The 12,921-nt window shown below is 36.3% G+C and carries 10 protein-coding genes and 1 pseudogene; 1 reads left to right on the forward strand and 10 read right to left on the reverse strand.

Features of this window, described 5'->3' with window-relative positions; all coding sequences use genetic code 11:
• Positions 1 to 315: 315 nt before the first annotated feature.
• From LRP84_RS07085 to LRP84_RS07110, 6 genes are read right to left on the reverse strand one after another with little or no spacing between them, the layout of a single operon-like run.
• Entirely contained in the window at positions 316 to 1,875 is a 1,560-nt protein-coding gene (locus LRP84_RS07085) for a glycosyltransferase family 2 protein (protein WP_230574436.1), read from the reverse strand.
• A complete protein-coding gene (locus tag LRP84_RS07090; protein WP_230574437.1) occupies positions 1,868 to 2,833 on the reverse strand; it encodes a UDP-N-acetyl-alpha-D-glucosaminuronate decarboxylase in 966 nt (321 codons plus the stop codon). Before LRP84_RS07090 ends, LRP84_RS07085 begins: the two co-directional genes overlap by 8 nt.
• Entirely contained in the window at positions 2,830 to 4,077 is a 1,248-nt protein-coding gene (locus tag LRP84_RS07095; protein ID WP_230574438.1) for a nucleotide sugar dehydrogenase, read from the reverse strand. Before LRP84_RS07095 ends, LRP84_RS07090 begins: the two co-directional genes overlap by 4 nt.
• On the reverse strand, positions 4,067 to 5,608 hold the full coding sequence (locus LRP84_RS07100) for a glycosyltransferase family 2 protein (protein WP_230574439.1): 1,542 nt from the start codon (positions 5,606 to 5,608) through the stop codon (positions 4,067 to 4,069). Before LRP84_RS07100 ends, LRP84_RS07095 begins: the two co-directional genes overlap by 11 nt.
• Before the next feature lie 10 nt (positions 5,609 to 5,618).
• Positions 5,619 to 5,813, reverse strand: coding sequence for a hypothetical protein (locus LRP84_RS07105; protein WP_230574440.1), 195 nt, complete (start codon positions 5,811 to 5,813; stop codon positions 5,619 to 5,621).
• 17 nt (positions 5,814 to 5,830) lie between these two features.
• A complete protein-coding gene (locus LRP84_RS07110; protein WP_230574441.1) occupies positions 5,831 to 6,232 on the reverse strand; it encodes a DUF2642 domain-containing protein in 402 nt (133 codons plus the stop codon).
• A gap of 313 nt (positions 6,233 to 6,545) precedes the next feature.
• Here LRP84_RS07110 and pyk point away from each other — a divergent pair.
• Positions 6,546 to 7,955: pseudogene (gene pyk, locus LRP84_RS07115) on the forward strand (pyruvate kinase); the annotation flags it as partial.
• Between the two features lie 84 nt (positions 7,956 to 8,039).
• On the opposite strand, the gene LRP84_RS07120 reads toward pyk, so the two are convergent.
• From LRP84_RS07120 to nagE, 4 genes are all read right to left on the reverse strand, one after another.
• Positions 8,040 to 8,690 (reverse strand): DsbA family oxidoreductase, encoded by a 651-nt coding sequence (locus tag LRP84_RS07120; RefSeq protein ID WP_230574442.1) that lies wholly within the window; start codon positions 8,688 to 8,690, stop codon positions 8,040 to 8,042.
• A 93-nt stretch (positions 8,691 to 8,783) separates the two neighbouring features.
• Complete coding sequence (locus LRP84_RS07125; RefSeq protein ID WP_230574443.1) at positions 8,784 to 9,563, reverse strand: sugar ABC transporter ATP-binding protein; 780 nt, start codon at positions 9,561 to 9,563, stop codon at positions 8,784 to 8,786.
• 151 nt (positions 9,564 to 9,714) lie between these two features.
• Positions 9,715 to 10,878, reverse strand: a complete 1,164-nt coding sequence (locus tag LRP84_RS07130) for a serine hydrolase domain-containing protein (RefSeq protein ID WP_230574444.1) — start codon at positions 10,876 to 10,878, stop codon at positions 9,715 to 9,717.
• Positions 10,879 to 11,136: 258 nt separating this feature from the next.
• Positions 11,137 to 12,630 (reverse strand): N-acetylglucosamine-specific PTS transporter subunit IIBC, encoded by a 1,494-nt coding sequence (gene nagE, locus LRP84_RS07135; RefSeq protein WP_230574445.1) that lies wholly within the window; start codon positions 12,628 to 12,630, stop codon positions 11,137 to 11,139.
• Positions 12,631 to 12,921 lie beyond the last annotated feature (291 nt).

Here is a 12,921-nt window from a genome sequence, read left to right on the forward strand (position 1 = left end):
AGTACAGGACTAAGATTTTTTGTATAACAGCTTATGTGCTTAGCATACTACTTTTTTGAAAAAATGAACGTTAGAGTTGTGACATGTTTGTGAAACAATGAGCAAACTCCTATAGACATAGTGAAAACGTTGCTTAAAATCTTTATTGAATTCACCCATTTTAATAATTTCATTTTTTTAGTATTCTAATACAGGAATCCTATTCTGCAGTATAAGAGTCGTATCCATTTTAAACTGTAATACTCTTCCTTCCTATTCTGTTATAGTTTTTTAAAAAACAGAATAAAAAAAGTGTGCCTGTTTCAGCACACTTTTTCATGTTGTTTCTCTCTTACGTCCTCCATCATGAAAACCACCTCGAATGCCAAGTTCTTCTATCACACATGACATCCCCTCTATGTGATCCCCAATAATTCGAAGTACAGCTGGGGCATGCCCCCTCACTGCAAAATGTTCATTCGGCCGAATTCGATTCATTTGATCTACTTCTACACGATGCACACAAGAGGTTAAGAATCCCGCTAATATTGCCTTCACCTGTGCCACACATGGAGATAATAAAGAATCAAATCCGATATATTCTAAACAAACCTTACTAACCGCATTTGGTACAGCTACCAGCGAACCTACACCTAAATCTTTTCGGTTACAAGCCAAGTTTAAAGCATATTTTAGTGCCGTAACAAGATGTAACGGTGCTCGTAAATCTAAATAATAATTTAAATCATTCAACACCACGTCTTGTCCATCCGCAATCGCTTTTGCAAAAGGATATAAATCCTTTGCAGGTATTGCAAAATCCCCATCAATAAATAGCAGGATATCCCCTTTAGCCATCTGAGCCCCTATAGAACGTCCCACATCATTTCCAAGCGTTTCTTCATAAATAATAGTTGTAGCCCCGCATTGCTTTGCAATTGTCGCTGTCTTATCATTCGATCCATTAACAACAACGATAATTTCAAGTGGCTCAATTTTACGTGCTTCTTGAATAACCGATGCCATCGTCATTTCTTCGTTTTGAACAGGAATAATAATTGAAAGTTGTTTACCACTATATAAATTAGACTGCACACCCCAGCCTTTATAATATGGAGGCAACGCTTGATCACCAAGTTTGCGAAGGGCTAGTACAATATCTCTTCTCCTGTTTCCATCTGTATAGGCTCCTCGTCTATCATAATTCTCTAACCATTCACCTAATGCTTCTATGTGATCTCCTATCATTCGTTGCTCCGCATGTGCAAGTTTATTCCCATATGCTTCATGCTCAGCTGGACGAAATTTATTGGGGGTAATTACATCAATTGCACAATGACGCTGTATTCGCCATCCTTGTGTCGTTAAACGAACGTGTGCAACAATTGGATTACATAAAGCATCATAACCAATGCTTTCTACCGCTTCCTTCGTTATAGCATGTGGTACTGATAGAATAGAATCAATTTGTAAATCAGCTCGGTCTACTATCTCATTCAAAATTTGGCGCCATACTGTAATAGAATGCGGACGTTGTTTTTTCTTAAATAAAGCGTCGAAATTATTTAAAATCACATCTGCTTGTCCATGTAAAATTGGATTAAGAAAGAAATGGAGGCTAGGCGAAGGAATAGGAAAATCGCCGTCTAAAAATAACAACACTTCTCCCTTGGCACACTTGGCACCGACCGCACGACCAACGTCATTCCCAAGCACTTCCTCACTGCTTATTACTATACATCCAAGCTCTTTTGCAATTCGTTCTGAATCATCTGTACATCCATTCGCAACAACAATAATTTCAAGTGGATGCAGCTCCTTCGCCGACAGAATCACCTTTCGAATAGAATCGGCTTCATTGTATACAGGAATAATAATAGATAAGGATTTAACCATCCAATTCTTCACGAAACCATGCGATGGTTTTCTGTAATCCTTCTTCAAATGACACTTTCGGTTGAAATTGCAGTAAAGTAGTTAACTTTGCTACGTTCGGACGTCGATGTGGAATTTCTTCAAATCCATCAGGATATACACTCTCAAATGGGAGATAAATAATTGGCGAAGAACTTTGAATCGTACTTCGAATGATTTCAGCAACTTCTCGAATAGAGATTTCATGTTCAGAACCAATATTGATAATTTCACCATTTACTTTCTCATCCATTGCTCCTATAGTTGCTTTTACAGCATCTGTTACATACGTAAAACAACGCGTTTGTACACCGTCTCCATATACAGGAATTTCTTTACCTTGTAAGGCTGCACTAATAAATCGCGGAATAACCCCTGCATACGGACCATCTTTAGCTCGCGGTCCATATATATTAAAATAACGGACGATTGTCACTGCCAATCCTTGACGAGCGTATCCTAAACAGAGTGTTTCCTCTAATGTTTTGCAAATAGCATAGCTCCATCTAATTTTTGCAGTTCCACCAAATAGCCGATCACCATCCTCCGAAAAAGGCGGTTTCGCTTTTCCATATACTTCAGAGGTGGAAGCAAACACAACTTTTTTCTTCCCCTTTAAAGCAGCTTGTAAAATATTTCTTGTCCCATCAAAATTTGTTTCTATGAGCTCAATGCTCTTTTCCATCGTACTTTTCACACCTAAAATAGCTGCTAAGTGAAATATCACATCATGACTTTGAACTAGTTGCTCAATTTTCTCTTTATCTAGTACACTCGCTTCTACGATTGAAATCTTCTTCATTAACTCTAAATGATATTTACGCTTTCCTTTATAGAAATTATCTACAATCGTCACATCATATCCACGATGCAAAAGCTCTTCCGCTAAATGAGAACCAATAAATCCAGCTCCACCTGTAATTAAACATCGCTTGTTCATATGTTCACCCGCTTTAATACACCACGTGTATCTAATACTTGCTTCGCTTGTTTAATCAACTTCCAGTCGATAATAGAATGATCTGTTAAAATAAGTACGAAATCAGCTTTATCAATTGCTTCCTTGTTTAATAAAATAGATTTATATCGTTTACCCGCAATGTGTGCAAATGGAATATATGGATCATGATAAGACACACTATACCCTTCTTTTTGTAACAAGTCTGCAATTACAAGAGCAGATGATTCGCGCAAATCATTTACATCCTTCTTATAGGCAAGACCTATTAACAACACATTTGCTTTTTCTGTTACTTGTTCTTTTACTTGTTTCACAATATTTTTCGGCATTTCCTCGTTAATATGATGAGCAACATCAATCAGATGACTTACCATGCCATATTGCTTCACTTTCCACTGGAAATACAGCGGATCGACTGGAATACAATGTCCCCCAATTCCTGGTCCTGGCCAATATGGTGTGAATCCAAATGGTTTCGTCGCTGCCGCTTCTAAAGCTTCGCGAAAATCTATTTGTAATTCTCTACATAATAAATCCATTTCATTTACCAATGAAATATTAACAAGCCGTTGTATATTTTCAAAAAGCTTGCACATTTCAGCAACTTTCGGTGAGCTAACTGGAACGATATTATCAAATACGTCCCCATATAACTCCATAATTTTTTTCTTACACAACTCCGTTTGACCGCTGACAACTTTTGGAATGGATTGTACTGTATATGTCGTATTTGCAGGATCAATACGCTCCGGCGAATAACCAATATAATAATCTATCCCAACCTTTTTACCACTATTCGATATAATTGGGATTACTACTTCTTCTAATGTACCTGGATATGTGGAACTTTCAAAAATGAAGGTTTGACCTGTTTGAAGATGTTTTTGTATATAATATGAGACGGAAATGACAGCACTTAAATCAGGTTCCCCATTTTCCCCCATTGGTGTTGGTACCGTTACAATAATGTAGGTACTTTCTTCAAATGCTTTCACTCCGTTTTCTGGAGTCGTAACTGTAAAACAACCTTTTTCAACTAATTGTTGCAATTCTTTAGATGTAACATCAGGGATATAGCTAAAGCCATTTTTGATACTTTTTATTTTCTCTTCATTTTTGTCGAATCCTATTACACTATATCCCTTTTGAGCAAAATGGATTGCTAACGGTAGACCAACATATCCTAAACCGATAACTGCCACTTTGCAGCGATTAGTGTCCATGCTCCTCTTCCTTTCTAAGTTGTTCTATAATCGCTCTGTCACGTTCACCATCTGTAAAACTTCCTCGTTCATCTGTACGTTCTAATAAATAAGCAATTGCTTCTAATTGATCTCCAAAAATCCGATCAAATGCTGGAATTCTCCCATCCACAATATGATGCTGTTCTGGACGAATACGATTTGACTTTACAACATCGACATAATGAACCGCTTGTATAGAAAAATCGGCTAATATCGCTTTTATTTGAGCTAATGGGGGAATAATTAAAGCTTTATAACCAATTGTATCAAGTACTTTTCTATGAATCGCATGCGGAACAGCCGTTAACGAATTGTTCCATAAGTCAGGACGCTTTGCTGCTAAGTTTACATAATATTTTCCGGCACTAATTGGATCAACTGGATGAAACTCATCGAGCAAACATTGCAAGTCATTTAACGCTACATCAACACCCTTCTCAATAGCTTGTACAAATGGTAGTAAGTTTTCAGCTGGGATAACAAAATCACTATCGATAAACAAAAGAATATCTGCCGTTGCACGCATCGCTCCAATTGCTCTTGCAACATTATGACCAAGTGCCTCACGAAATTCTAATACAATAACCTGTTCTGCTTTAGCTTTTTGAACAGTCTCTTGATCCGCTCCATTAGCAACTACAATAATTTCATCAATTCCAGCTCGCCTTACTTCTCTAATAACAGCTGTAATTGTTTCTCGTTCTGAACCAGCTGGGATAACTGCACTATATTTTGCTTTTTTTTCTTCTGGAATAAAACAAATATAATCACTTACAACATCCCGATTTCGTTTGCCATCTGTAAAACCACCGCGCGGACCATATACTTCAATCATATGATGTAATGCACGTAAATGGTCTCCCATAATACGACTCGTTGCTTTTGGATACGGTGATCCCAGGGATGTTCCTGTATGAACAGGACGAACTTTATTAGAATGAATGACATCTACAGATCCCAAGTCCCCGATGGTCATCCCTTTTATCACAGCCATTGCTTGAAATAATGCAGGATCAGCTAGATGCCACCATCCTATTTCCTCAATTACTGTCCTTTTAATCGCATGCGGAATTGCAATAAGTGAGCCAACAACAAGCTCTTTTCGATTCAAAAAACGGTTTAACATTAATTTACTAACTGTCGTATAATGTGGACGGAGCTTCAAATAAACAGACCATGTTAAATTATTAACTGCAATATCCTTTCCTTGTTTAATACATTGAATAAATGGTAGTAACTCTTGATGCGAGATAATAATATCTCCATCTAAAAATAAAACTATTTCACCTTTTGCCTCCCTTGCACCAATTGCACGCCCAACATCATTACCTAACAAATGCTTACTATAAATAACTTTACATCCAAATCTATCTGCAATTTCTTTCGTCCGATCGGTAGATCCATTATCAACAACAATAATTTCATAAGGTTGTACTTTTTTTACTTCTTCCAACACACCACCTATCGTTTGTGCTTCATTATGTGTTGGAATCACAACAGATACGCGCATGTTATTCCTCCTAACTATACAATCGAACATATGAAACAACTGGAATTCTTACAATAACATCTTCTGGTGGACCGTAGGACGGAGCTGTTCGTATGACAATTACTCCATCTGTTACAGATAAAATAATCCCTGTCACAATTTCTCCAGCCGTTACAACTTGAGCAAGTTGTCCCACACGAGACCGTAATGCCTCAATAAACGACATTTTATTTCCCCCTTTCTCTATACCTCACGAATTGAAATAATACTTGAAAATGGTAATAAAATAGTTGCTCCAGTTAATTCTTGTAATGTTAAAAAGTCATCTCCTACTTGCGCAATGATACCTGTTAAACCTCCAACAGTTACAGTAATTTCGACCTCTTTTCCTAACAATTGTTCTGCAATTTCTTTAAATGGAGAAGCATTACATTCTTTTAAAATAAAACAAATAATGTTTTGAAATTCCTGAGATTCAATGTATTCTGCAACACCTTTTTTTGTATACATTTCTATATACCGTGCAAACTGCGCTGAAAATAATATTTCTTCCATGGCAGGGATAAATTTCTTATAAAAAAAGCGATCTAATTGTCTATCGACAACATGTGCAAGCCTACGCCAATAATCTTTAAATAGAGACACTATACTTTCCCCCTATATACATTTTGTTGTATGGACAACTTGTTCACACTTATCAGCATATAAAGAAATAACACTTTTGGTGCTAAATAAACTACACATTTTCTATAAAACAAATCACATACCTATACATGAAGTACACATACAATTGCCAACATAATAAAGTAAAACTTTCATCCGTGGGAGGTTTTATCCCCACGGATGGTTAGTTGAACCAATCGGGCTTTTACGGGCAGTTTCCCCACCTATCTTCTTCGTTTTCTCCAAACGTGTTTATTGCCCACAAATATGTGATTTAAAAAAGGAGGAATTTTATATGCGAAAAACAAAAATCGTTTGCACAATTGGACCTGCAAGTGAACAATACGAAACATTACTTTCTTTACTAGAATCTGGAATGAATGTGGCTCGGTTAAATTTTTCTCATGGAACACATGAAGAACATCAAGTACGTATAAATACAATACGAAGAGCAGCAGCGGCAGCTAAAAAAAACATTGCACTCTTACAAGATATTAAAGGACCTAAAATTCGAACTGATGAATTTGAAGGCGGACAGGCAGAACTGCTTGAAGGTGCGACTGTTACTGTTTCAATGAAAAAAGTACTCGGAACATCTAAACAGTTTTCCGTCACATACGAAGGTCTATATGATGATGTAGAAGTAGAATCTCATCTATTACTTGATGATGGATTATTAGAGCTAGAAGTAATAGAAAAGGCAAATGGTGAGTTACAAACAAAAGTTATACATGGCGGGATAATTAAAGATCATAAAGGTGTGAATGTACCGAATGTAAAAATCCGCCTACCTGGTATTACAGAAAAAGATAAACAAGATATTCTTTTCGGCATCGATCAGCGTGTTGATTACATCGCCATCTCCTTTGTACGTAAAGCTGCTGATATTTTAGAAGTACGCGACATATTAGCAAAGCATAATGCCTCACATATTCGCGTCATTGCAAAAATTGAAAATCAAGAAGGAATTGATAATATAAAAGAGATTGTAGAAGTTGTGGATGGAATTATGGTTGCGCGCGGTGATATGGGCATTGAAATTCCAGCAGAATATGTACCGATTATCCAAAAAGAATTAATCCATACCTGTAATCTGCTCGGAAAACCAGTCATTACAGCAACGCAAATGCTGGATTCTATGCAAAGAAACCCAAGACCAACAAGAGCGGAAGCTTCAGACGTAGCAAATGCAATCTTTGATGGCACAGATGCGATTATGCTTTCAGGAGAAACAGCTGCCGGTGAATATCCAATAGAAGCCGTACAAATGATGAATAAAATCGCTCTGCAAGTAGAGGAGTCTTCTTTATTCCAAAATCAAAAGCAATTGCTTCATGATAACCATAAACAAATAACAGAAACAATCGGTGCTGCTGCTGTCCAAGCAGCTTATTCCTTACAAGCAAAGGCAATTTTAACACCAACCAAAAGTGGTTATACAGCACAAATGATTTCAAAATATCGTCCGCACACTCCTATTATCGCAACAACATCTGAACAATCTGTTATGCAGCAACTCGCACTCGTATGGGGCGTACACCCATTTTTCACTGCACCAAAACAAACGACAGATGAAGTAATTGAACAAGCATTATGTAACGCTAAAGAACAACAGCTGATCTCTACGCAAGATATTGTCATTGTAACAGCAGGTGTCCCTGTTAACGAACGTGGAACGACAAATCTAATGAAAATTGAAGTGGTAAAATAAAGTAAAGCTTCCATCCGTAAGCACATTACTGCCCGTTAACAAAACAAAAAGGCAGATGCACTACGCATCTGCCCTCCTTTACTCGCAACCCTCTATATTACATGTCATGCCATCTGAAAATGTTACTTTTTCTTTTTTTAATTCCTGCTCAATTATAGTCTCTAATGCTTCTTTGTTACGTACACCTTGTACCACACTCTCGCCAATAACAAATGTCGGCACAGCTTGTACCCCTTGTTCGTAATAAGCATGATGTACAGCTTTTTGATGCGCTTCTTTATACGTACCATTCTCTAGTGCTTGACGAAATTCATTTTGATTTAATCCTACTTCTCCAGCGATTTCTACAAGCACATCCACTTCTCCAATATTCCGTTCTTCTTGGAAAAATGCAGTAAACACGCGGTGCTGATATTCATTTCCTTTTCCATTTTCTTTTGCAAATTGATATCCTTCAAACGCAGTATGCGTATATGGATGCGGTGACAAACGAGGTAACTTTATATCAACACCCATTTGCTCTGCCCACGGTGCAATTGTACTTTGGAACATTCCTAACTTGTCTGGTTCATTCCATGGATCAATACGTTCCGCTGGATATGGACGCAATTCAAATGGCATCCATTCTACTTCTACATCTTTTCCTTGAATTGCTTCTTGTAATGGTTGTTCACCTATAAAACAAAATGGGCAAACATAATCGGAATATACTTTTATTTGTAATGTCATTATTTTTACTCCTTCACTTTCATGTTGTAACAATTATAGTTACAACCAGGTGTTTCTGTCAACTAAAAATCGTTTCCATTCAAAGAAAGACATCTAACGATTTTTCAATGTCAATATTGCGGCTACCGCATAATATAAAGCTTTCTCATACTTTGCATGTTCCACAATTGATAAATTAACGAGTGAACCGCCGCTCGCAGAAAAATATTCAATTGCTTCTACTGGAATCGCATCTTCTTTTATTTCAATATAGCTGCCATCTTTCCAGCATCCCTTTTGAATATTGGCATACAAATCTCCAGTAATTTCTCCAATTTCTTCATCATGCTCAGACCGCAAAAGCCATTCCAGCTTTTTTAAATTCAATGTCTGTTTCAGTTCACAAATCTTATCTCCCGCTAAGTCATGAAACGTATAAGAAAGGTGCATTCCCGCTCTTTGTCTTACAATTAACATCTCTTCTCCTAGTTCGTTATACAAAACAAATCGCTTTTCACTCAATGATTTCAAGAAAAAGGATACGAAAATTTTCCATACCTTTTGTAGTTCTGTTTCATATTCTTCTCTTAAAGCACCCATCGTATTTCCATCCATCGAAAAGTATGTAACCGTGTTTATTATAGATACTTCCCTTCGTACAACAAATCGCTGTTGATGCAGCAATGGCGACTTCCCTTCAATACGAATTGTTGCTCCAATTTTCTTAGCCCTCTCTCTTTCTACAAAACTATAAATCATAAAAAAGAAGGCCATTATGATCATACTTACAAAAGTCATAGTATCCTTGTTCCATTGAAAATACGGTGTCCGAATATAATCGAGAATAAACGCTATAACAGCAACAACAAATATGAAAATAGAAACAATAAACAATCTTCTTCCATTCCGTGCATGATGCTCATGGATCCCTATTTTTATCTCCTTTTTTTTACATTTTATTATAATTATCTCATTTTTAAATTCTTTTTCCAAAGAAATTCCTAGCTGAAAGTATAAAAAAAAAGCTATCTCATAAGATAGCTTTCTAACCTTCTACATGCCGAGTCATTGTATAAATATCATTACTTAATACACCAAACGATTTAATGTTATTTTGAATATTAGATAATAAAACCACATACGTACTTCCATTTTTACTAAAACTATTTAAACAATTCCATCCCGGCATAACGCCATGATTTGAGTAACTACCAGGGTCCACATACCAACCAAAACCATAATCTTTTTTAAATGCTGTAAACATTTGATGATAACTTTCATTTGAAATGAGTTTTCCTGTAAATAAAGCTTGATCAAATAAATATAAATCATATGCGGTCATATATATATCACCGCATCCAAATAATTGTGACATACTTGGTAAAGCTGGTGTTGTCATCCTATTATCTACAATTTTATAACCAGTAGAAGGATATTTTTCTTGTTGAAACTTGTCACCAAATCCGGAGTGCTTCATACCAGCTACTTCAAATATATGCTTTTGAATATAATCCTCAAGAGATTCTCCACTCACTTTCTCTACAATATACGCAAGCACAGAATAGTTAGAATCGGAGTATTTCCATTTCGATCCGGGAGGGAATGCCAATTTTTGATTTCCTATTCTTCTAATCAGTTCATCATGTGTGATGTCTTCTGATTCCTCTGGATACTCTGGAATACCTGATGTATGCGTAAGAAGATGTACTAATTTAATTTCTCCGCCTCTTGGGAAGTCAGGAATATATTTTGCCACAGTATCTTCTGTGTTTAATTTATTTTGTTCTTTCAATTGCATAATAGAAGTTGCGACAAAAGCTTTCGTAATTGATCCAATGTAATAGGATGTCTCTGAATTATTAGAAAATTTTTCATCTTGATTAGCAAGTCCATATCCTTTATTCAAAAGAACTTTTCCATTCTTTACAACAACAGCTGTACCACTGAAGTTTTTACTCTTTATATACTCATCTAATTGAGCATTGTTATTGATTTCTTGCGGAGATTGCTCAGTTACCAATTCTTCTGAACGTTTCTCTACAGGTTCTGTCTTTACTTCTTTCACTTCTTTCGCTTCTTTCGCTGCTTGCAACGTTTCCTTTTCTTTATTGTTCGAAGTAATTTTTGTATACCCCCAATATACAAGGATGAATAACAGACTGAGAATAATCGTTCGCTTTATATATATAATCGGTCTGCGAGAGTTCATAACAATAAAAACCTACCTTTTCTCATAGTTGCTCATTTTACATCTTACTTTATCACGCAATGGGTAGTTTACCAACATCATGCACAAAAAATAAAAAAAGAGCATCTAGAATGCAAGATAGTCGTTACATTCGTAATGAAGTGAAACTTCCATCAGTGTTTTTTTTCATCCCCCCACTAATGGATAGTTGAACTAATCGGGCTTTTACGGGATAAAAAAATCCCTCATTTTTATCAATGAGGAACTTCTTTTTATTAATTATATATGTTTTTTCATATCATCAGCAACAGACTCAACGTTTGTACCAACGATAACTTGTATACTTGTATTACTTAGTTTCATAACACCTTTTGCACCGGCACGTTTTAATGCTGGTTCATTTACTAAGTTTGCATCTTTTACTTGTAAACGAAGGCGAGTTGCACAGTTATCAATAACTGTTAAGTTGTCTTTTCCGCCTAATGCTGCAACGTAAGTTTCACCAATAGAACCTGCAACTGGTGCTTCGCCTTCTTCTACTAACTCATCGTCATCTTCACGACCTGGAGTTTTTAAGTTAAATTTCTTAATTAGGAAATAGAACACGAAGAAGTAAATTGCTGCATAAATTAAACCAATTCCTGCTAATAATAACGGTTTTGTTGCAATACCGAAGTTTAAGAAGTAATCAATCGCACCGGCACTAAATGAGAAACCGTCATGAATGCCGAGTTGTGTTGTAACAAATAAAGAAATACCTGTTAATACAGCATGAATACCATATAATACTGGTGATAAAAACATGAATGAGAATTCAATCGGTTCTGTAATACCAGTTAAGAATGAAGTTAAAGCAAGACCACCTAACATACCCGCTACTGCTTTACGTTTTTCTGGTTTAGCTGCTGCAATCATCGCAAAACATGCTGCTGGTAAACCAAACATCATGATTGGGAAAAAGCCGGTCATGAACATACCTGCAGTTGGATCTCCCGCAAAGAAGCGAGCAATATCGCCATGAACAATATCGCCTGCTGCATTTGTAAAATCACCAAGCACAAACCAGAAATATGTGTTCATTACATGGTGTAAACCAATTGGAAGTAATAAACGGTTTAATAACCCGAAAAGACCTGCACCAATCGCACCTAGATTAACGATACCGTGTGCCACTGCATCAATACCACTTTGAATTGTTGGCCAAATTTCTCCAAATACTAAACCTAATAAAAGCATAACTACAGCTGTAATAATTGGAACAAAACGTTTACCAGCAAAGAATCCTAACCATTCTGGTAATTTAATTTTATAAAATTTATTATATAACAATCCTGCAACCACACCTGCAATAATACCACCTAAAATCGCCATATTAATTTTCGGTGCTAACGTTGCCGCCTTTGAAATCTTCCCTAAAGTATCTGCTACTTTAGACGGATCAACAGAACTAACTAAATCTTGAATGCTGTTTAATTTATCGTGTAATTCTGCCGCCGAATACTCTTTACTTAAAGTATCAGTTGTATTTTTCAGAACAAGATAGCCAATTGCACCTGCAAGAGCTGCGGCACCGCTACCATCAACAGACAAACCAACTGCAACACCAATCGCAAAAATAAGTGCTAAATTATCAAAGATTGCTGCACCGGCTTGTGCCATAACAGGAATATTAAATACGTCAGGCTGCCCTAAACGAAGCAAGAGCCCCGCTGCTGGCAATACTGCAATTGGAAGCATTAATGCTTTACCAATACGTTGTAAAAACTGCAACATCTGAATTCCCCCTATCCAAAAATATGAAAACGTTACCATTTGTAAATAAGCTTTAGAAAACGCTTTCTATGACATAATCATGATAACATATAGTTGTATAGATGTGTAGTTATTATTTCAGGTTTTTTTATGGATTTATTTCCCTTAACCCTAGTTGTTTGTAAGATTCATCCTTATTCTAATCACTAAAAAACAAATTGATTAAAATTATCATTTTTACAAATAACGAAGCGTCCTCATGAATAGAAGTTTCATTTTATCATTCCTCATTTTCATGTTATTATTTATTTC

Origin of the sequence: Bacillus rhizoplanae (assembly GCF_917563915.1) — a bacterium.
GTDB classification, from domain to species: Bacteria; Bacillota; Bacilli; order Bacillales; family Bacillaceae_G; genus Bacillus_A; species Bacillus_A rhizoplanae.

Bases quoted from the DNA above. Each gene is read 5' to 3' on its own strand.
- LRP84_RS07090 (WP_230574437.1), bottom strand. From the start codon at position 2,833: ATGAACAAGCGATGTTTAATTACAGGTGGAGCTGGATTTATTGGTTCT.
- nagE (WP_230574445.1), bottom strand. From the start codon at position 12,630: ATGTTGCAGTTTTTACAACGTATTGGTAAAGCATTAATGCTTCCAATT.
- LRP84_RS07120 (WP_230574442.1), bottom strand. From the start codon at position 8,690: ATGACATTACAAATAAAAGTATATTCCGATTATGTTTGCCCATTTTGT.
- LRP84_RS07095 (WP_230574438.1), bottom strand. From the start codon at position 4,077: ATGGACACTAATCGCTGCAAAGTGGCAGTTATCGGTTTAGGATATGTT.
- LRP84_RS07100 (WP_230574439.1), bottom strand. From the start codon at position 5,608: ATGCGCGTATCTGTTGTGATTCCAACACATAATGAAGCACAAACGATA.
- LRP84_RS07105 (WP_230574440.1), bottom strand. From the start codon at position 5,813: ATGTCGTTTATTGAGGCATTACGGTCTCGTGTGGGACAACTTGCTCAA.
- LRP84_RS07085 (WP_230574436.1), bottom strand. From the start codon at position 1,875: ATGGTTAAATCCTTATCTATTATTATTCCTGTATACAATGAAGCCGAT.
- LRP84_RS07130 (WP_230574444.1), bottom strand. From the start codon at position 10,878: ATGAACTCTCGCAGACCGATTATATATATAAAGCGAACGATTATTCTC.